Annotated in this window: 17 protein-coding genes, 1 pseudogene and 3 other annotated features; of the genes and pseudogenes, 3 read left to right on the top strand and 15 right to left on the bottom strand. The window is 40.0% G+C overall.

Annotated features, from left to right (window positions below; genetic code table 11):
* Positions 1 to 39: 39 nt before the first annotated feature.
* Positions 40 to 198 (bottom strand): hypothetical protein, encoded by a 159-nt coding sequence (locus tag AC0C45_RS15265; RefSeq protein WP_205661552.1) that lies wholly within the window; start codon positions 196 to 198, stop codon positions 40 to 42.
* A gap of 127 nt (positions 199 to 325) precedes the next feature.
* Here AC0C45_RS15265 and AC0C45_RS15260 point away from each other — a divergent pair, with 127 nt between their 5' ends.
* The gene (locus AC0C45_RS15260; RefSeq protein ID WP_013083785.1) at positions 326 to 1,870 is read left to right on the top strand and encodes an FAD-dependent oxidoreductase; all 1,545 of its coding nucleotides are present in this window, start codon (positions 326 to 328) and stop codon (positions 1,868 to 1,870) included.
* A 42-nt stretch (positions 1,871 to 1,912) separates the two neighbouring features.
* On the opposite strand, the gene AC0C45_RS15255 is transcribed toward AC0C45_RS15260, so the two are convergent.
* From AC0C45_RS15255 to allC, 11 genes are all read right to left on the bottom strand, one after another.
* A complete protein-coding gene (locus AC0C45_RS15255) occupies positions 1,913 to 2,158 on the bottom strand; it encodes a hypothetical protein (protein ID WP_013057694.1) in 246 nt (81 codons plus the stop codon).
* 141 nt (positions 2,159 to 2,299) lie between these two features.
* Positions 2,300 to 3,571: a 3-phosphoshikimate 1-carboxyvinyltransferase gene (gene aroA / locus AC0C45_RS15250; protein ID WP_047932245.1), complete on the bottom strand. Its 1,272-nt coding sequence runs from the start codon at positions 3,569 to 3,571 to the stop codon at positions 2,300 to 2,302.
* A gap of 15 nt (positions 3,572 to 3,586) precedes the next feature.
* Positions 3,587 to 4,444 carry a prephenate dehydrogenase gene (locus AC0C45_RS15245; RefSeq protein ID WP_237892501.1) on the bottom strand — a complete coding sequence of 286 codons (858 nt, stop codon included), beginning with the start codon at positions 4,442 to 4,444 and terminating at the stop codon, positions 3,587 to 3,589.
* A gap of 20 nt (positions 4,445 to 4,464) precedes the next feature.
* Positions 4,465 to 5,631 (bottom strand): chorismate synthase, encoded by a 1,167-nt coding sequence (aroC, locus tag AC0C45_RS15240; RefSeq protein WP_013057697.1) that lies wholly within the window; start codon positions 5,629 to 5,631, stop codon positions 4,465 to 4,467.
* Positions 5,632 to 5,680: 49 nt separating this feature from the next.
* Positions 5,681 to 5,881 (bottom strand) — a binding site (T-box leader).
* A gap of 6 nt (positions 5,882 to 5,887) precedes the next feature.
* Positions 5,888 to 6,961 carry a bifunctional 3-deoxy-7-phosphoheptulonate synthase/chorismate mutase gene (locus AC0C45_RS15235; RefSeq protein WP_013057698.1) on the bottom strand — a complete coding sequence of 358 codons (1,074 nt, stop codon included), beginning with the start codon at positions 6,959 to 6,961 and terminating at the stop codon, positions 5,888 to 5,890.
* A 126-nt stretch (positions 6,962 to 7,087) separates the two neighbouring features.
* Positions 7,088 to 7,294: a binding site (T-box leader), on the bottom strand.
* A gap of 70 nt (positions 7,295 to 7,364) precedes the next feature.
* Positions 7,365 to 7,570 (bottom strand) — a binding site (T-box leader).
* Between the two features lie 200 nt (positions 7,571 to 7,770).
* A complete protein-coding gene (locus tag AC0C45_RS15230; protein ID WP_237892502.1) occupies positions 7,771 to 8,229 on the bottom strand; it encodes a GNAT family N-acetyltransferase in 459 nt (152 codons plus the stop codon).
* Positions 8,230 to 8,288: 59 nt separating this feature from the next.
* On the bottom strand, positions 8,289 to 8,819 hold the full coding sequence (locus tag AC0C45_RS15225) for a chromate transporter (protein WP_014459451.1): 531 nt from the start codon (positions 8,817 to 8,819) through the stop codon (positions 8,289 to 8,291).
* Positions 8,816 to 9,400 carry a chromate transporter gene (locus tag AC0C45_RS15220; RefSeq protein ID WP_237892503.1) on the bottom strand — a complete coding sequence of 195 codons (585 nt, stop codon included), beginning with the start codon at positions 9,398 to 9,400 and terminating at the stop codon, positions 8,816 to 8,818. The genes AC0C45_RS15225 and AC0C45_RS15220 overlap by 4 nt, the downstream gene beginning before the upstream one ends.
* 24 nt (positions 9,401 to 9,424) lie before the next feature.
* Positions 9,425 to 11,035: a gamma-glutamyltransferase gene (gene ggt / locus AC0C45_RS15215; protein ID WP_013083791.1), complete on the bottom strand. Its 1,611-nt coding sequence runs from the start codon at positions 11,033 to 11,035 to the stop codon at positions 9,425 to 9,427.
* A 43-nt stretch (positions 11,036 to 11,078) separates the two neighbouring features.
* Positions 11,079 to 12,329, bottom strand: a complete 1,251-nt coding sequence (locus tag AC0C45_RS15210) for a pyridoxal-phosphate-dependent aminotransferase family protein (RefSeq protein ID WP_034650808.1) — start codon at positions 12,327 to 12,329, stop codon at positions 11,079 to 11,081.
* 12 nt (positions 12,330 to 12,341) lie between these two features.
* Complete coding sequence (allC, locus tag AC0C45_RS15205) at positions 12,342 to 13,583, bottom strand: allantoate deiminase (RefSeq protein ID WP_237892505.1); 1,242 nt, start codon at positions 13,581 to 13,583, stop codon at positions 12,342 to 12,344.
* 306 nt (positions 13,584 to 13,889) lie between these two features.
* Here allC and AC0C45_RS15200 point away from each other — a divergent pair, with 306 nt between their 5' ends.
* Entirely contained in the window at positions 13,890 to 15,473 is a 1,584-nt protein-coding gene (locus tag AC0C45_RS15200; protein ID WP_237892506.1) for a PucR family transcriptional regulator, read from the top strand.
* Between the two features lie 63 nt (positions 15,474 to 15,536).
* Here AC0C45_RS15200 and AC0C45_RS15195 read toward each other — a convergent pair whose 3' ends face one another.
* Positions 15,537 to 15,851, bottom strand: coding sequence for an MTH1187 family thiamine-binding protein (locus AC0C45_RS15195; protein ID WP_013083795.1), 315 nt, complete (start codon positions 15,849 to 15,851; stop codon positions 15,537 to 15,539).
* Between the two features lie 124 nt (positions 15,852 to 15,975).
* Positions 15,976 to 17,142 (bottom strand): C40 family peptidase, encoded by a 1,167-nt coding sequence (locus AC0C45_RS15190; protein ID WP_016764712.1) that lies wholly within the window; start codon positions 17,140 to 17,142, stop codon positions 15,976 to 15,978.
* Positions 17,143 to 17,594: 452 nt separating this feature from the next.
* Here AC0C45_RS15190 and AC0C45_RS15185 point away from each other — a divergent pair.
* Positions 17,595 to 19,119, top strand: a pseudogene (locus AC0C45_RS15185) (catalase); the annotation flags it as partial.
* A gap of 218 nt (positions 19,120 to 19,337) precedes the next feature.
* On the opposite strand, the gene AC0C45_RS15180 reads toward AC0C45_RS15185, so the two are convergent.
* Positions 19,338 to 19,739: a hypothetical protein gene (locus AC0C45_RS15180; RefSeq protein ID WP_013057709.1), complete on the bottom strand. Its 402-nt coding sequence runs from the start codon at positions 19,737 to 19,739 to the stop codon at positions 19,338 to 19,340.
* Positions 19,740 to 19,965: the final 226 nt, after the last annotated feature.

The raw sequence follows: 19,965 nt of genomic DNA, 5'->3' as shown, positions 1-19,965 counted from the left end.
TGAATTTATTGCTTTGCATGTTTAAATCTGTAACCTTTACTATTTTATACTTTGCTTTTTATTCACCACTTCTTTCGCAGCAAATGGTAAGGTGCAGGTGCAGAAGCCACGTTTAAAAAGAAGAATCTTAAAGAGCAAATGTTTTGGTTTAACCTCTTCTTCGTTCGCAACAATTATACAAAGGCTGATTGCAATCACTCTTTTCCCCTCCTTTTGCTTAAATAGGTACAGCAAAGAGATGCTATTGGAGTAGATTCCTTTATTTTGCATACATTTTTTAGAAAACTATGGTAAAAATAAGACTTATCATATGGAGGTGAATAAATTGGCAAATATCCCAAAGGATACTGAGCCCTACTGGCGCGATCATTTAAAGTTTCCAACATACCCATCTCTTTCAGAAAATCGAAAAGTTGATGTTGTAGTAGTAGGAGGCGGTATTAGCGGTATTACAACAGCTTATTTATTACAAAAAGAAGGGCTGAACGTGGCGTTAATTGAAGCTGATAATATTTTAAATGGTACAACCGGTCACACAACAGCAAAGATTACAGCTCAGCATGACGTTATCTACGATGAGCTGCTTTCACACATTGGCGAAGAAAAAACGCTGCTGTATTATAAAGCAAACGAACAAGCTCTGCAGTTTATGAAAAACTTAATTCAAACGGAAAACATTGACTGTGATTTTTCGGTACAAGATGCTTACTTATACGGAGAAACGCTGGAGTTTGATCATCGAGTTCGTAAAGAATTTCGAGCCTATCAGCGATTACATATCCCATGTGAATTTGCAACAGAGCTTCCTTTTAATTTTGATATTAGGGCAGCAGCTATTATGAAAGATCAAGCTCAGTTTCATCCGTTAAAATATCTGCTTCATTTAGTAAAAAAATTCACAGAAAGCGGCGGATTGATTTTTGAAAACACCGTAGCCACGGATGTAGAAGAAAGCACGTCGCCCACCGTTGTCACAAGAGACGGACATCGAATTTCTTGCAAATATGTAGTGGCGTGTTCACACTTTCCATTTTATGATGGAGCCGGCTTTTACTATACGCGCATGTATGCCAAACGTTCGTATGTGTTAGCAGCAAAAGTTGAACAAGCTTACCCTGGAGGCATGTATTTAAGTGCTGATCAGCCTACTCATTCGCTGCGTTCAACAAAAGTTGACGGAGAAGAACTCATTTTAATTGGTGGAGAAGGCCACAAAGCTGGACAAGGAATTAATACTATGTTCCACTATGAGTCCCTTCAGAGGTTCGCCGAAGAAAATTTTACTGTTCAACATTTTCGTTACAAATGGTCTGCACAAGATTTATTTACGCTTGATAAAATTCCATATATCGGTCCCATTAAAGAAAGCAAGCCAAATATCTTTATTGCTACCGGATTTAAAAAATGGGGGATGACTCATAGCACCATTGCAGCACATATTATTCGAGATGCAATAACCGGAAAAGACAACCCATATGCGGAGTTGTATAATCCGTCTCGTTTTTATGCGGACCCTAGCCTTAAGCATTTCTTTCGTCAAAATCTTGATGTGGCTGAACACTTTATTACCGGTAAGTTTTCAATGCCTGAAAAAGGACTGGATCAGCTTCAAAATGATGAAGGGTCGGTCGTATATGTAAACAGCAAACGTACGGGAGCTTATAAAGATCCTCAAGGGAAGCTTCACTGCGTCGATACTACATGTACGCACTTAGGATGTGAAGTAAATTGGAACGCTGGTGACCGCACGTGGGACTGCCCTTGTCACGGTTCTCGTTTCTCTTACGACGGATCTGTGGTAGAAGGCCCTGCTAAAAAGCCGCTTACGCCAGTGGATGTCGATTCAAGCGATAAAAAAAGCACGCCGTAGGGCATGCTTTTTTTATCATTATCAATAGATTCACATTTGAGTTTACTCTTTACATCCTTCTTTTCTAAAATATCGATTATACACCAAAACCATTGCATAAATGACTAAAAAAGAAAACGTAAAGATAATTAACCTTCCAGATTCAGGGACATGATCAAGATAGTCTGTTTCAAAAAACATAACAAACATCAAAAATGGCAATAGGAACAAAAACCAAATAAAATCTCGATCCATAAACATTTTTATAAAAAATAAAATGGCCCCGATGTAGACAATCATCAAAAACATAATCATTCACCAAATTCTATTTAATACTAGAGGTGTTGTAATGATTATATCGGATTTCTCCGGCGAAATATAGAGTCATTGGTTTTAATTTTATAAATTCCTTATAACTTTCAAACTGCTATTTTAACATAATAAGGGAATTTACTGCTGTAAAGACTCTAAGTGAGCAAAAAACTGCGGGTAAGAGACGGATACCGCGTCACGATTTTCAATAATTGTTTCCCCTTCTGCAATACAAGAGGCAACAGCGAGCATCATACCGATACGGTGATCTCCGTGGCTGTTTACATTTGCTCCGTGAAGTTTTGCACCTCCGTGAATAATCATTCCATCTTCCGTTGCTTCAATGTTAGCTCCCATTTTGGTTAACTCATTCACTACCGTATCAATACGGTTTGTTTCTTTGACTTTTAACTCTGCAGCATCTTTAATAATCGTAATCCCTTCTGCCTGTGTGGCAGCTAGTGCAATAATCGGGATTTCGTCAATTAGGCGTGGAATCAAGTCTCCGCCTACTTCCGTACCTTTTAAGTGAGAAGCTTCTACAACTAAATCTGCATAGGGTTCCGCTGTTTCTTTTGTTTCTTTGACTGTCTCGATCGAAGCGCCCATATTTGAAAGCACATCTAAAATACCCGTTCGAGTCGGATTCATCCCAACTTTTTGAATTTCAATGCGGCTGTTTGCAACAATAGCCCCCGCTACTAAAAAGAATGCAGCTGACGAAATATCACCAGGCACTTCTACATGGGTTCCTCTTAACGTTTGGCCGCCTTCAATTGAAACGGTTAAGCCTTCTTCTTCGACTTTAACACCAAATGCCTCTAGCATACGTTCTGTATGATCACGTGATTTCGCCGGTTCCGTTACAGAAGTTGTTCCTTCCGCCTGCAGTCCAGCAAGTAAAATAGCTGATTTTACTTGTGCGCTTGCAACGGGAGATGTATAGTGTATACCTTTTGCTTTCCCACCTCGTATAACAAGCGGTGTAAAATTAGCATCTTTTCGACCGTCTAAATGAATATTCATATCACGAAGCGGACCGGTCACACGCTTCATAGGGCGTTTGGCAATGGATTCGTCTCCAATCAATGTTGAATGAAAGGGTGTATTTGCTAAAATCCCCATCATAAGGCGAATCGTTGTGCCCGAATTTCCAACATCTAAAATATCAGATGGCTCTTTTAGCGCTTGTATCCCTTTTCCTTTTACTACGACGCTTTGTTCATCAATCATTTGAATATTTACACCTAGTTTTTGAAAGCAGGAAATGGTGCTAAGGCAATCGTCTCCTGGCAAAAATCCGTTAATCGTTGTTGTTCCTTCTGCAATCGAACCAAACATAACGGAACGGTGAGAAATAGATTTATCCCCTGGAATTTGAATCGTTCCTCGTAAAGCTTTTACTGTCACAATATGTCTCTCCTTTTATGCGTGAAGCGAATCACGAAATTCTTTGGCATCTGAAAAGTAATCAAATAATTCGTGACCGTCACCTTTTTCTACTAATAGTTTTACTTGTTCCATTTCTTTCATCCAGTCATCAAGCAATGTTAAAAGCATAGAACGGTTTTGTTTTAGTATATCTCTCCACATATGAGGATTACTTGAAGCAATTCTCGTAATATCTCGAAAACCGCCTGCTGCCATTTCCGTGACAAGATGATTCTGTGCTGAATATCCTTTTACTTGTCTTACAAGACTGGTCGCAATCACATGAGGTAAATGACTGACAACTCCAGTGATTTGATCATGAGTAGCTGCATCAAGCGGTACAAATTGTGCACCTGTAGGCTCTAGCAAATGCATAAGCGCATCTATTTTTTCTTTTTGCTCATTTTCAAACGGCGTTAAAATATAGCGCGCCGAACAAAATAAATCCGCTCGTGCATTGACTGCACCGCTCGTATGAGAACCAGCCATCGGATGCCCGCCAATAAATGAAATACGTTTCTTATTCAGCGCTTCGGCTGCTTTCATAATTTCACCTTTGGTACTTCCGACATCCGTTACGATAACCGTTTCTTTAAGCTTCCAATTAGAAAGGTCGTGTATCCATGCTGTCGTGTACTCTACTGGAGTAGCAAGTACGATATAATCTGCTTGGGCTACTTCTGTTTTTATATCTTCAGCTACATAATCAACGATACCTAGCTGGTTGGCTACTTGTACTTCATTTGTATTGATATCAGCTCCAACGACTGTGACGTGACGATGCTTCTTCATAGCTAGCGCTAATGATCCTCCAATAAGGCCGACGCCAATAAGTAATACACGTGTTTTCACCTTTCATTCTCCTCTATTCATTAAAATTGCTTTGCGTATTCTTCATGTTTTTTTACGTTTTCTTGAATTAACTGAATTCGATCTGCCCCAAATTGATCGATAATAGCAGATGCTAGTTCCCAAGCAATCACTGATTCTGCTACAACCGCTGCCGCCGGTACTGCACAGCTGTCTGAGCGTTCAATACTTGCAGCAAATGGCTCTTTTGTATCAATATCTACACTTTGAAGCGGCTTGTATAAGGTAGGAATAGGTTTCATGACGCCTCGCACAACAATCGGCATTCCTGTTGTCATGCCTCCTTCTAAACCTCCCGCATTGTTCGTTTTACGCGTATAGCCATTTTGTTCATCCCATAGAATTTCATCATGGACTTCACTTCCCGGTCTGCGAGCTGCTTCAAAGCCTACGCCGATTTCAACGCCTTTAAACGCGTTAATGCTCATAATAGCAGCAGCTAGCTTTGAATCTAACTTACGATCATAGTGCACGTAACTTCCCACTGCAGTAGGCATTCCTTCTACTACTACTTCCACTACGCCACCAATGCTGTCTCCATTTTCTTTTGCATCATCGATTGCTTTCATCATTTTCTGTCCCGCTTCTTCATCTAAGCAGCGAACAGGTGACGCTTCTGTTTTTTCCTGAAGTTCTGTCAGTGACTCATATGCCGTTTTTTCAGCTTTCACACCGCCGATTTCAAGCACGTGACATGCAATATTTACGCCTACAGCTTTTAGTACTTGTTTGGCAACTGCGCCTGTGGCTACTCGTACCGTCGTTTCACGAGCAGATGAACGTTCCAATACGTTTCGCATATCTCTGTGACCGTATTTAATCGCTCCATTTAAATCCGCATGACCTGGACGAGGTTTTGTAATTTGTCGCTTTACTTCTTCATCATGATCAACTGGATCAGCACCCATAATATTTCTCCAGTGAGTAAAATCTTTGTTTTCAACGACTAAAGCAATGGGTGAACCAAGCGTCTCACCGTGGCGAACCCCGCCTTTAATCTGAACTTGATCTTTTTCAATCTGCATGCGGCGTCCGCGCCCATGTCCCTTTTGTCTTCTTGCTAAATCTTCATTAATATGTTCGGCTGTTAATTCAAGCCCTGCTGGTACTCCTTCAATAATCGCTGTTAATTGAGGTCCGTGCGATTCTCCTGCTGTTAAATATCTCATATTATCGATTCCTTTCTGTTATAAAAAATAAAAAAACTCGCCCCTACGTCATAGGGACGAGTTTTTCTCGCGATACCACCCTAGTTGCAAACATTGCTTGCCACCTCGAATTGTTAACGATCCGCTGACCGCTCTGTAAAAGAGTACTTAAAGAGTGTAATTCGCTCACATTTGTGTACTGACTTCCACCAACCGTCAGCTCTCTGAGACAGGGAAATGTTTGCTACTAGTTTCTTATCACTGTATCACTATGAAATTAAGATAATTTTACTGCTGCACCTTTTAATTCTTCCATGAATTTGTGGAATTCAGGAATGTTCATTTGCTGTGCTGAATCTGATAGTGCTACTGCTGGGTCTGGATGAACTTCTGCCATTACAGCATCTGCGCCGATAGCAATCGCTGCTTTTGCACATGGTAATAATAAGTCTTTGCGTCCTGTTGAATGTGTTACGTCTACTACAACTGGTAAATGCGTTTCTTTTTTCAAGATTGGAACAGCTGAGATATCTAGTGTGTTGCGTGTTGCACGCTCGTATGTGCGGATACCGCGTTCACAAAGAATAATGTTTCCATTTCCGCGAGACATAATGTATTCAGCAGCGTTAATGAATTCTTCAATTGTTGCTGCCAATCCACGTTTTAAAAGAATCGGTTTGTCTACAGAACCTGCAGCTTTTAATAGCTCGAAGTTTTGCATGTTACGTGCACCAATTTGAATCACATCTACGTAGTCTAGAGCCGTTTCAATATCTTGAGGAGAAACAATTTCACTGATAATTGATAGGCCTAGCTCATCTCCTACTTGACGTAAGATTTTTAACCCTTCCACTCCAAGACCTTGGAAATCGTAAGGTGATGTACGTGGTTTGAACGCTCCACCGCGCATTAATGTAATGCCTTGTTCTTTAAGCGCTAAGCCCACTTCTTTTACTTGTTCGTAGCTTTCTACTGCACATGGTCCCATTACAAATTCTAAGTTTCCAGGACCTACTTTTGTGCCGTTGATGTCAACGATTGTATCTTCAGATTTCTTTTTGCGAGATACAAGAAGTGCTTTACGGTGATCGTCTTCTTGAAGCTCTAAGCTTGCTTTGAAAATTTCTTTGAAAATATGCTGAATTGTTGAAGCTTCGAATGGTCCATTATGGTTAGCTAAGATTTGATCTAACGATTTACGTTCACGAACTGGATCAAAGCGATTCACACCTTGTGTCCCTTTTACTTTTCCGATTTCTTGTGCGATTTCACCGCGTTTATTTAATAATTCTAAAATTTCTAAATTTATTTCGTCGATTTGTCCTCGTAATTGTTCTAGTGATTTTGTCATTTTAAAAATCCTCCTTTGATTTTATAACCTTGAACGGATCTTCTCGATTAGTTTGTATTGAAAAACCCGTTTTACACCTACACAGCCGCTTATGCGGATATACAAAAAGTCCCTACTGATTGTATCAGTAGGGACGAATTGATCGCGGTACCACCCTAATTGCAAGCATTGCTTGCCTCTTCATTAAGATAACGGCTATTGCCGCTTTTGACTATCGCCAAAAGAAAGCTCCAAGAATGTAATTCGCAATCTCTTTTGTACTGATTCGCACCAACCATCAGCTCTCTGAATACAGGGAAGATTTTGCTACTATGCTCTTTTCATCGCTTGTAATGGATATAAAATTATAATGGACCGAAATACAAAAAGTCCCTACTCACCCTTAAGATTTTTCTTAAGAGTCAGTAGGGACGAAAATTCGCGGTACCACCCTAGTTGCAAGCATTTTGCTTGCCTCTTCATTAAAATAACGGCTAGGCCGTCTTTTCCTGCTCGGAAAAGATGCTCAAGGAATGTACTTCGAAAAAATTTGTGTTCTGACTCGCAGCAACCGTCAGCTCTCTGTTACAGGGAAATTTTTTCTACTAGTGCTCCTATCAACGCTCAGTATTGACTATGTATGTGTACTTGGATAATCAGTTCCGATCGTTTGAAACTGTTTGTCGCTTCCAAGTTGTGTGTAATGTTGTGTGATGTTGATTTGTATTATGAATGGTTTTTTTATCTTCGTCAACACTTTTTATTAATTTTTTTTATTTTTTAAAAACCATAGCTCCTTCAAACCCATCTCTATCAAGAGTTTTGCTGCTCTAGTTTTTTTCAAATTTGTATTCCATTTCAGATTCATATTTAATAAATCCATGTTTTTGATACAAGCTTTTTCCAGCGGAAGAAGCATTTAACCATATTCGGTTTACACCATTTTTTTGGCAGTACTGCATCAAATGCTTTAAAACAGCTGAAGAATAGCCGTGCTTTCGGTGATCAAAAGCTGTATACATGTTCATAACATATGCTTCTTTTCCCTGGAGGTTACTTGGTGAAGGCGGACGTATAAAAAAGACGATGCTTCCTGCTGATACAATTTCTCCATTCGCTTTTAAAATAGCCGTATAGCTATGTGGATTATTTATATTTGCAGTAAAATATTCTTCTGTAGCTTTTCGAAACAGCTCCTCATTCCCGTTTAATTCTCCCAGTTCTTTCATAAGCAAAATTCGCAAGTTAACCAGATCCTGAACGTTTTCTAACACCGCTTTTTCAACCATGACTTCCCCTCTTTTCGTCTCTTTTACAAAAAAAAACTCTCATCCTTCGAGAGCTTCATTCACGCAAGAAAAACAGCTCCGTATACGAGTGCTCCGACAATAACGAACGCTGGATGCACACGCAATTTTTCCAATAAAAGAAAGCTGGCTGCTACTAAAAATAAAGTTTGCCATATCCCTGAATCACCGTATGAATTCATAAAAAATTCATATGCCATCAAGCCCAGTAAAATGGCAATAACCGGACGAATGTAGTTCGTCATTTTCTTAACATTTGGCGAATCTTTATACTTAAATAATATTCGAAGTAAAATAACTAAAAGTAAAACCGACGGAGCAATCGTTGCAAAAAGAGCAATCACCGAGCCTAAAATCCCTGCCTGCTGATATCCGATAAACCCCGCCATTTTTGTTGCAATCGGACCCGGCAGCGCATTTCCAATTGCTAGCATTTCACTAAACTCTTTGACCGTAAGCCAATGGTAGCGATCTACGACTTCTTTTTGAATAAGCGGAATCGACGCAGGTCCGCCCCCATAGCCTAAAATATTTGAAACAAAAAACGCCATAAATAGCTGAATATAAATCATACCGATTCCCTCTTCTGCTTCTGCTCAGCACTTTCGTCTTTTTTTCCTTTTCGTTTTAGCGGAATCCAAGCTGCTGCCATAAGGACAATAATAATGACCGCTGGATGGATATGGGCGAATTCCATTAGCCCTAAACTAATAATCAGTAAGATAATAGCTGGCGTCCACCCTAGACCAGACGTTGATTTTTTAAAAAAGTCCCACGTCATAACCGCGAGCATAACTCCTACTACAGGAACAACTGCTTTGGTCATACCCATAACCCACGGCTGATCTTTAAATTGCGTTAAAGTTGTTAACAGCAATACCATTAAAAAAACGGTTGGAATAACGGCTGCAAATAAAGCTGTCCCGAGACCCAAAATACCACCGACTCGATAGCCGATGTATCCAGCCAGCTTTGTAGCAATAGGCCCAGGCAGCGTATTGGCGATTGCTAATAAATCGCCAAATTCATCGTCATCCATCCACTTGTACGTATCGACCACTTCTTTTTTTACGAGTGGAATAGCTGAAGGTCCGCCTCCGTAGCCGAGCATACCTGAGCGAAAAAACGCTATAAAAATATCCAATTGTCGCATTTCTCGCGCTCCTTTCTCTGTGATCTAATAAGCAACGACCGCTCCGTCTGTTCGCGCTTCTGTGCCGCCGTATAATACACCGGTTTGTTCATCTCTTAAAATAATCTGTCCTCTTCCAAACGTATGTCTGCTCGTAGCCACATGAATATCATGCCCTTTGCGTTCTAATGCTTCTACAATATGTGAAGGCATTTCTTTTTCCACAAGAACCTTTTTATGTTCAATCCACTGCCATCTTGGTGCATCTAAAGCTGCCTGAGGATTTAGATGGAAATCGATCATATTCATGACGACTTGCACATGTCCTTGAGGTTGCATGAATTTGCCCATTACACCGAATGGACCTACAGCGCTTTTATTCTTTGTTAAAAATCCAGGAATAATAGTATGGTAGGTTCGTTTTCCAGGCTCTAATCGGTTATGGTGCTGTGGGTCTAACGAAAAATTATGCCCGCGGTTTTGCAGGCATATGCCCGTATTAGGTACGACAAGTCCTGAGCCAAAATCCATGTAATTACTTTGAATGAATGATACCATGTTTCCTTCTCCATCAGCTGTCGCTAAATAGATCGTGCCGCTATGAGACGGCTGTCCGGCTTCGGGAACAAGCGCTTTTTCGCCAATCAGCCCTCTGCGCTTGTTTGCATAAGAATCATTCAACAAATCTTCAACTGCTACTGTCATTTTATCAGCATCTGTAATGAATTTTTGTCCATCTGCAAACGCTAGCTTCATGGCTTCAATTTGCTTGTGATATGTATCGACAGAATCTTTGGCATCGAAAGAAAAGCCTTTTAACGTATTTAAAGCTAAAAGTGCAATAAGTCCTTGGCCGTTTGGTGGAATTTCCCACACATCATATCCTCGGTAAGAAGTTGAAATTGGCTTCACCCACTCTGCTCTAAAAGCTGCTAAATCTTCTTTTGTTAAAAATCCGCCGTATTTTTTCGAAAAAGCTGCTATTTTATCAGCTAAATCCCCTCTGTAAAAAGATTCCCCATTCGTTTCGGCAATTTCAAGCAGCGTAGCAGCATGGTCCGGTGATCGCCACACTTCCCCTACTTTAGGAGCTGATCCATTGTTGGTAAACGTCTCAAACCAGTGCTTATATTCGTCACCTTTTAACGCGTGTGTAAATCGTTCAAACGCTCGTTCCCAATTGTACCCTAAAATTGGGGAGATTGGGAACCCTTCTTGTGCATACGAAATAGCAGGCTGCAGCACTTCTTTTAACGACAGTCGCCCAAAGCGTTTTGACAGTTCCGCCCACGCGCTGGGGGCACCTGGGACCGTAACAGGAACAAAACCGCGAGCCGGCATCTCTTTTATCCCCATGGCACGCAGAGCCTCAATAGAGATGGAAGCAGGAGCAGGACCGCTCGCGTTGAGTCCGTATAGCTCTTCATTTATCCACACGAGAGCAAATGCGTCTCCGCCAATTCCATTTGACGTAGGCTCTACAACCGTTAAACAAGCTGCCGAGGCAATAGCAGCATCTACCGCATTGCCTCCTTTTTTCAACATTTCAAGACCCGCTTGAGCGGCAAGAGGCTGACTAGTTGCTACCATTCCATTTTTTCCAAACGTACACGTACGCTGAGATGCATAGGGGTGTGTAAAAAAGTATTCGCTCATAGAAAATCTCCTCTTTTCTTTATATGATGAATAAAACGAATCTTTACAGACTAGACAAGGCTACTTCTTCCTCGTAAACTTCTAATGCTGCTTGTAAAGCAGAACCTGCATTCACGGTTGCACCGTTTCGAATAAGCACTGCTTCAAGACCAGCCAATGTAAAGAGAACGTTGTCTTTTCGACAGCTGTATCCCATTGTACCGATACGCCATATTTTTCCGTGCATCGGTCCAAAAGAACTTGCAATTTCAATTCCAAATTGTTCAAGAAGCGTAGAACGAACTGCCTCTCCGTCAATACCTGAGGGAATTAAAACACAAGTAACGGTTGGAACTTTTGAATGCTCATCCCCGAATAAAGATAATCCCATTGCTTTAATACCGGCTACAAGTGCTTTTTCATGGAGGCGATGTCTTGCAAATCTTTCCTCTAATCCTTCTTCTAAAATAACGCGCAGCCCTTCTCTTAAAGCATAGAGCATGGACGTTGCTTCCGTATGATGATTTAATCTGCGCTCACTCCAATAGTCTTGAAGCTGACTCAAATCAAAATAGTTGCTGATAATATTCGGACGCAGACGAACAGTTTGAGCATCTGCTTTTGTCGCAATTCCTTTTTCAACTTTTTTACGTTCCATAATAATTTTTTCAATACGATCATTGTACGTAATAGGTGCCATGCCGGACGGAACAGATAAACACTTTTGTGTGCCTGCAATCAATGCGTCAATGTTCCACTCATCTACTTTTACATCCGTACCGCCAATAGTAGCTACTGCGTCGACGATAAATAAAATATCTTCGTTGCGGCATGCAGCACCAATTTCTTTAAGAGGCTGCATTCTTCCTGTAGACGTTTCACCATGAACCATTGCAACAATTTTCGGGTTTACTTTTTTTATTTCACGAATAACTGTTTCAGGGTCAAACACTTCTCCCCATTCGCATTCGATATTGTGTACATCAGCTCCGTAGCGCTCGGCAATTTCCGTTAATAAATAGCCGAAGCGGCCGAAAATCGGGACGAACACTTTATCGCCAGGCTCAACTACACTTGCAAGAACTGCTTCAATCCCAGCTCTAGACGTTCCATCAACGGGAAAAGCCCATTTGTTTTTGGTTTGAAATAGTTCACGAAGCATTTCCATCGTTTCGTTCATAATGTGCGTAAATGCGGGGTCAAACTGACCTAAAATAGGTGTTCCTAATGCTCTTAATACGCGTGGATCTGCTTCTACGGGTCCGGGTGTCATAATCGTACGCGGCGGTGTATGAAGCTGTTTTGTTATAGTCATGTCAAATTCCTCCTAGTAGGCAAGTTTATATAATAGTTCTATTAAGACCTTTACTCCTTTTTCTAACTGTTCTCCTTTGGTGAATTCCTTTGGGGAATGGCTGATTCCATCTTGGCTCGGTACGAATAACAAACATGTGGGAACTCTTCGTCCAAATACCTGGGAGTCGTGTCCTGCACCGCTTACTAATTCTCGGGAGGAGATATTCTTTTCCGAGGAAATAATTTTGGAAAGTTCAGATAATTCTTCGTTCATAGCGACAGGTTTTTCATTCATCCAGCAGTCGATATTCACTTCTAAATCCCCTGCTGTTCGCTTTATAATTTCCTTCATTTCTCGTTCTGCTTCTTGTAAAACCTCATACTCATGATGTCTTATATCGACCGTGAATTCTACATATCCTGGTATTACATTCGGTGCATTTGGAGAAAGTGTAATTTTGCCAACCGTTACGTATAAAGCGTTATGATATTTTTCGCTCAATTCAATAAATGCTTTAGCAAGTTTGCAGCTCACATAAAATGCATCTTTTCTGATGTTCATCGGGGTTGTGCCCGCATGGTTACTTTCACCTTTAACAGATACTGTAAATCGTTTCTGCCCGACGATACTAGAAACAATTCCGATATCGCAACGAGACATTTCAAGCTGCTTTCCTTGTTCGATATGCAGTTCAATAAAAGAAGCGATATCCGTGCGGTATGGCTCGCTGTGGAGGCCTTTTCCGAAATTGAGCTGTTTCATTGCGTCATCCAGCTTAACCCCTTCTTTATTTATAACATGTTTTGCATCACTTTTGCTGTGTAATCCATTTATATTGCCTGATCCCCAATACGTAAGAGGAAATCTGCTACCTTCTTCTTCACAAAGTGATACGACCTCTAAGGTTTTTGTAGGGGAGCCGTAATGCGCATATAGGTACTGCAGAGCAATGATACCTGCCACAACACCAAACGCCCCGTCATACTTTCCTCCGTTTATCACGGTGTCGATATGGGATCCTGTTAAAATAACTTGTTGTTCTGAACCCGTTCCTTGCAACCGTCCAAATAAATTTCCAACATCATCGTAATACGTTTTGAGGTGAAGTCCCTTCATTTTTTCTTCCAATGCCTTTTGAGCTGCATTCCACTGTTCCGTATATAAAAGCCTCGTGACCCCTTCTTTTTCATCTACCCCAAACTGTGACAACCAGTTAACGTTTTCTTCGATTTGCTGGCAAAGCTTAGATTTTCCCGTCATATCTGCAACCATTGCTATCCCTCCTGCTATCTTCATTTTAAGAAAATGACTGATTGTTTTCATTAACACTTTCTACAATGATTTAGTGTTTTTTTAGCTATTATCACTAAATATGCAAAATCTTATATACGTCACTTTTTCTAACATTATATGTTATTTATTTTATCTTACAGGATTGAATATACTTCTTCATTAACAATTTATACATTTTTTTCTGAAAATTTTATTTATTTTAACTAAACTTTCTTATAAAATAAAAGATAGATAAAGATACGCGTAGGGAAATGTGAGAATTTTTAACAAAAGGAGTAATAAATAATGGAACTACAAACTCTTTTACGCATTCCAATTTATGAGAAAGCATCTGTAGTAGCCGGGCAAAAAGGAGTCACCCGCAAAGTACATAACGTCAATATGATGGACGCACCCGATATTTTATCTTTTTTAAAAGAAGGAGAATTTTTAATTACAACGGGTTATCACTTCAAAGAACATGAAGAAAGCTTAGCAAAACTTGTAGAAGGAATGGCTAAAAAGAAATGTGCAGGATTGGCCATCAAAACGAAGCGCTTTTTCGAGCACGTGCCTGCTTCTATTTGTCAGCTAGCTGATGAACTTCACTTTCCGATCATTGATTTCCAAACGGACGAAACGTTAGGCGCGGTTATTAACGAATCTCTCAGCTTTATTTTAGATAAAAAAACAGCCGAGCTTCAGCAAGCGATGGTCACACATCAGCTATTTTCCTCGTACATCTTACAAGGAAAAGGCATTGAGAAAATTATGCAATCCATTCAAACGTTATGCAATGCTCACGTTGCCCTTTTTGATACCCATGGCCATGAACTCTTTTATACAAACAAACGCGAACCCTTTTCACTCCCGATGGAAGAAGCGGTAGCGGGCGCTAAGCAGCTGTTTTTACGAACGGTAAAATATACAACCTTTTCCTTTTTACACAAAAAAAAAACCGTTACGCTTTTTCCGATTGCTACTCATACAAGAAAGTACAGTTATTTACTTATTGAACATCAAGTTTCTTTATCCGATTCAGCGCTCCTAACGATTGAACAAGCGACAAACGTTTTATCCTTCGAAATGATGAGGCAGCAGGCTTTGTATGAAGCTGAACGGCGACGAAAAAACGATTTTTTCAATCAGCTTGTTAACAATTATTATAAAACGCTTGAAGATGCTTCCTTTCAAGCACAGATGATGGGCTTATCAGCAGGAAACAGCTATATTTGCGCCGTCGGGAAAATCCATTCTACATTCACGCCTTACAGCGATGATGATATGATCTATGAGCTCCTTCAATATGAGTTATCAACAGGTCATACAGAGGCCGTTTTGTTTTTCTATGACAATCTTTATATTCTTTTGTTTACACCTCATTCTCAACCTATGATTATAGAATGCTTGCATCGCTTGCAGGAAGCTGTTTACCGTCACTACGATAAGCGAATTTCATTTGGAGTTGGAAACCAAAGCCAATCCCTACTTACAATCGCTGATTCATATAAAGAAGCTGTTGAAGCTCTTGAAACCATCCATTTTAAAGACCAGTCGAAGCTTATTCAATTTTATCAGCCAAAACAGTTTAAAGAACTGCTGAGGTTGCTTCCAGCAAACGATTTACAGGATTACTATTCTCAAACATTAGAAGGTTTGCTGCAGTACGATAAGAAAGATCGCTCCATCTTACTCGACACGCTTGAAACATATCTAAATTCCAATTGCCAAATCTCAGAGACTGCTAAGCAGTTATTCGTTCATCGGAACACGGTGATCTATCGAATTGAAAAATGCGAAGAGTTATTAAAAAGACCTATTCACACGTCAGAGGAAACCCTTCGGCTGCGCGTAGCTTTTCAAATTTTTTCTCTTGTGCATGCTAATTAAGTATAAATACAATAAAAAACGCCTGAGTGGATACTCAAGCGTTTTTATTGTATTGCATATTCTTTATTTCGCTTTTAATTTAGACTGTACGGATTGTAATTTCCCAGCCATCGTATGATTTTCTTTATCACGGCGATCATCAATTCGTAAATTTGTACATACGCGCTGAATACCATTTTCAAAAGGCACCTCATGCATCTCTTGAACAATGTTTAGCAGCGTGCTTAATTCCCCTTCAATCAATGTATTCATAGGGGTTAATTGATATGTAATTTCATCTTCATGCTTGGCCAACACTTTTTGAATATCAGCTACGTACTGACTCACGCTTGGCGTTTCCGTACCTACCGGAATAATGGTTACATCTACAATAGCCATGTTATACACTCCTTTTATTTGTTCCCTAGTTATCATATCAAATCGCGCAAAAATTTCCTACTTTTACGTTTATGGTGCATAGAAAAAAGGAATAGTTCTACAACTACTCCTTTTTGTTACACTCTTATAGGTAACGCTTTGCTCCTAAGTAACGTTTTGACCAGTAAGAGTTGCTTAGTGATGTGATTGTCACGCCTGTTGAAGAACCTGCATGCATGAATTGACCGTTTCCGATATAAATGCCAGCATGACTAGCTCCTGGTTGGTACGTTTCAAAGAAAACGATATCGCCAGGCTGAGGTGAACTTACACGCGTACCAGTTTGATAGATGCTAGCAACTGTACGAGGAAGACTTACACCTACTGCATTGCGATATACATAGTTAAGGTAACCACTGCAATCAAATCCTCCAGGCGCAGCTCCACCCCAAACATAAGGTGTTCCCATAAAACGTTTACCGTATGAAATAACTTTTGAAGCTGAGCTTGAGCTTGTGCTGCTTCCTGTTGATGTTGAAGGTTTTGAGCTGCTAGAGCTGCTTGAATTTAATTTATTCAGCGTATCTGGACCCGCTTCTCCGTCTACTAATAAACCATTTGCACGTTGAAATGATTTTACTGCACTTGTTGTAATTGAGCCAAAGTAGCCTGTTACACCAGCTGAGAAGTAACCTTTATTTTTTAGTTTTTGCTGAAGGCTGCTTACTGCTGAACCTTTCATACCTTGACGTAAAATAGTTGAGTTGCTAGAGCTAGAACCACCAGTTGAAGCGCTAGAACCGCCATTTTTTAACTTGCTTAACGTAGCCGGACCCGCAATTCCGTCCACAGACAGTCCGTTTGCACGTTGAAATGCCATTACTGCATTTTTTGTAATTGAACCGAAGTATTGAGTCGTAGTTCCTTTAAAATAGCCTTTATTCTTTAGCTGCTGCTGTAAAGATTGTACATTTGGTCCAGTTGAACCAACGCGCAGCAATGAACTTGAGCTAATTGATGAGCTTCCGCTTCCTAGCAGCTTATTAAATGTAGATGGACCTGCAATACCATCTGCAGATAAACCATTTGCACGCTGAAACGACTTTACTGCGCTAGTCGTGATTGAACCGTAATAGTTTGTTGTTGTACCGTATGTAAAATAGCCTTTGTTTTTTAATTTTTGCTGTAATTCTTTCACATCTGAATTACTTGTTCCTGGGTGCAGCGTAGCATCTCCTAAAGCAGCTTCACTAATTGTAGGTACTACTGTTAAAGATCCACATAACGCTAACGAATATATCAACTTTTTCATAAAAAAAGGTTCCTCCAATGCCATAATCTACTAATCTATAAGACGTTTACATTGTAACAACACATTATTACAAAATAACATCACTAATATTACATTTATGTTACAGGAAACGACAGCAGCGCAGCTGTATGGTGTATATTGTCGTAGTTTATTGTCGTTTAACACTTAATAAGTTCGACAAAAAAGCTAATATATTCCAATATTATTCCTTTTCCTACACTAATAATAGGTAAAAAATCACCCGTAACATTATCTTTATATTTCAAAAAAAACAATTTATTTTTTTTTGAAATGTGAAACTTTTTTAAAATTTATTCGTTTAGCGGATTTGTTTCCCTCTCTAGTAAAACAGCTTTTCTTCTAAAAATTTATATTATATCCATATTAATGAATAAAAAAGCGAGGGCTGAAAAAAATAGTCTTGTTATGTTTGAAACAAGGAGGATTATTTTATGAGCCATAAAGGCACTCATGGTACAAATGTTAGCGGATCAGGTGACTCGGAAGACAAACGCTATGCAGCCGGAGAAAACGAGCAGACGCTTACGACGCGTCAAGGTCACCCCATTCGTGATAACCAAAATTCTCGAACGGTAGGCAACAGAGGACCTGCTACTCTTGAAAATTACCAGCTGATTGAAAAACTTTCGCATTTTGATCGTGAACGTATACCGGAACGTGTTGTTCATGCCCGGGGAACGGGAGCTCACGGGTATTTTGAAACGTACGGAAAGCTTGGTGACGAGCCCGTTGAAAAATACACCCGCGCAAAAGTTTTTTCAGGAGCAGGCAAACAGACGCCCGTTTTTGTCAGATTTTCTACCGTAACTCATGGAAAGGACTCTCCAGAAACAATGCGAGACCCAAGGGGATTTGCTGTAAAGTTCTACACAGAAGACGGAAACTGGGACTTAGTAGGAAATAACCTTAAAATATTTTTTATCCGCGATGCTATTAAATTCCCTGATTTGATTCATGCTTTTAAGCCCGATCCTGTGACAAACCGTCAAGATACCGAGCGTATTTTTGATTTTATTTCTCACACCCCTGAGGCTATGCATATGATTACTTTTTTATTTTCACCCTGGGGAATACCTGCTAACTATCGGCAAATGCAAGGTTCCGGTGTTAATACATATAAGTGGATAAACAAAGATGGCGATGCGTTTCTTGTGAAATACCATTGGGAACCAAAACAAGGAATTAAAAATTTGACCCAAAAGCAAGCAGAAGAAATTCAAGCTAAAAATATTAGTCACGCCACTCAAGACTTGTATGAAGCGATTGAGAGCGGTAACTACCCCGAGTGGGAACTTTGTATACAAATCATGGAAGATGGAGAGCATCCCGAACTGGATTTTGATCCGCTCGATGACACGAAAATTTGGCCGGAAGACCAATTTCCATTTCTCCCAGTAGGTAAAATGGTCCTAGATAAAAATCCAAGCAACGTATTTGCTGAAACGGAGCAAGTCGCATTTGGTACTGGTGTACTTGTAGACGGGCTAGATTTTTCTGATGATAAAATGCTGCAAGGAAGAACGTTTTCTTATTCCGACACGCAGCGTCACCGGGTGGGAACAAACTACTTGCAGCTGCCTATTAACGCGCCGAAAAAACATGTAGCAACAAATCAACGCGATGGTCAAATGGCCTATCATGTAGACGTTGCTCCAGGTCAGAACCCGCATGTGAACTATGAGCCTTCTTCTCTTGGAGGTCTTCAAGAAGCGCATGACCATCCAAAACCTCATCAGCCTTATGTTGAAGGAAATGTAAAAAAAGAAAAAATTGATCGTACAAATGACTTTAAGCAAGCTGGTGAACGCTATCGTTTACTAGAGGACTGGGAACGTGATGAGCTTATTCAAAATTTAGTAGACGGCTTAAAATGTTGTCACCATACCGTTCAAACAAAGATGATTGAGCTTTTAACTCAATGTGATTTTGACTACGGCAATCGCGTAGCAAATGGCATTGGTCTTCTGATGCATGATGATGGTTCCCTAGAAATTGAAATGGGAGCAGAAATGACTCCTACATACGGGAAATTGCCAAAAGAAGGCGGTTCACCGTTAGGAAGCAACAAAGCTGCTGATGCGGTAGAAGAAGCTAATGAAAAAGGACACGATGCTCATCCTTATTAACAAAAAAACATCCTGCAGCGACAGCAGGATGTTTTTTGGGTTAAACGCTTATGACCAAGTAACGGCAAACACGTGGTAGTCATTTTTTAACTGTGGCGCATCAATGGGTGTCCCGTGCTGATATCCTTGTTTCACTCTTTTAGGATGTAAGGGTTGAACCCATTCTTTCACTTGCTGTTTTGTACCATTTGCTAAAATATATACACAATCAGAAAATGCCCCGTCATTGTTTGGACTATCAACTTTTAGTACTTCCACTAACACATCTTGGACACACGTTTTTCTCTGAATACACATAAGCGTATGGTAGATAATATCAGCGGACACATCGTTATTTAAACGAAAGCCCACCTTTTTTTGTTCAAAAAAAGACGAGAATGAGACGATTGGTAATGTCTTTTTTTGTTCATACGCTTGAGATAAAATCTTGACAAGAACTTCTCCACTCAAGATGATCCCTCTTTCTAAAAAACGCTTCATCACAACATATGTGAGCATTGATTATGCTCATAGGATAATATATTATCATAGTTTAATTCTGTGGTGTTAGTCTTTTTTGGGGTTTTTACACTGGGAATTATACCCGCCTATTTCTTGCGTTTCCCTGACGTTCTCGCTACTAGCAACAGAATTATTAATAAAATAAATACCCCTACCCCTACAAACATATCATACA

It is taken from the genome of Priestia sp. VA7, from assembly GCF_055710015.1.
This window is presented reverse-complemented; position numbering and strand designations above follow the sequence as displayed.

Excerpts from the sequence above, each read along its gene's own strand:
- AC0C45_RS15255 (WP_013057694.1), bottom strand. The coding sequence starts at position 2,158 with ATGTTTTTGATGATTGTCTACATCGGGGCCATTTTATTTTTTATAAAA.
- aroC (WP_013057697.1), bottom strand. The coding sequence starts at position 5,631 with ATGAGATATTTAACAGCAGGAGAATCGCACGGACCTCAATTAACAGCG.
- AC0C45_RS15235 (WP_013057698.1), bottom strand. The coding sequence starts at position 6,961 with ATGACAAAATCACTAGAACAATTACGAGGACAAATCGACGAAATAAAT.
- AC0C45_RS15230 (WP_237892502.1), bottom strand. The coding sequence starts at position 8,229 with ATGGTTGAAAAAGCGGTGTTAGAAAACGTTCAGGATCTGGTTAACTTG.
- AC0C45_RS15225 (WP_014459451.1), bottom strand. The coding sequence starts at position 8,819 with ATGATTTATATTCAGCTATTTATGGCGTTTTTTGTTTCAAATATTTTA.
- AC0C45_RS15220 (WP_237892503.1), bottom strand. The coding sequence starts at position 9,400 with ATGCGACAATTGGATATTTTTATAGCGTTTTTTCGCTCAGGTATGCTC.
- ggt (WP_013083791.1), bottom strand. The coding sequence starts at position 11,035 with ATGAGCGAATACTTTTTTACACACCCCTATGCATCTCAGCGTACGTGT.
- AC0C45_RS15210 (WP_034650808.1), bottom strand. The coding sequence starts at position 12,329 with ATGACTATAACAAAACAGCTTCATACACCGCCGCGTACGATTATGACA.
- allC (WP_237892505.1), bottom strand. The coding sequence starts at position 13,583 with ATGGTTGCAGATATGACGGGAAAATCTAAGCTTTGCCAGCAAATCGAA.
- AC0C45_RS15200 (WP_237892506.1), top strand. The coding sequence starts at position 13,890 with ATGGAACTACAAACTCTTTTACGCATTCCAATTTATGAGAAAGCATCT.
- AC0C45_RS15195 (WP_013083795.1), bottom strand. The coding sequence starts at position 15,851 with ATGGCTATTGTAGATGTAACCATTATTCCGGTAGGTACGGAAACGCCA.
- AC0C45_RS15190 (WP_016764712.1), bottom strand. The coding sequence starts at position 17,142 with ATGAAAAAGTTGATATATTCGTTAGCGTTATGTGGATCTTTAACAGTA.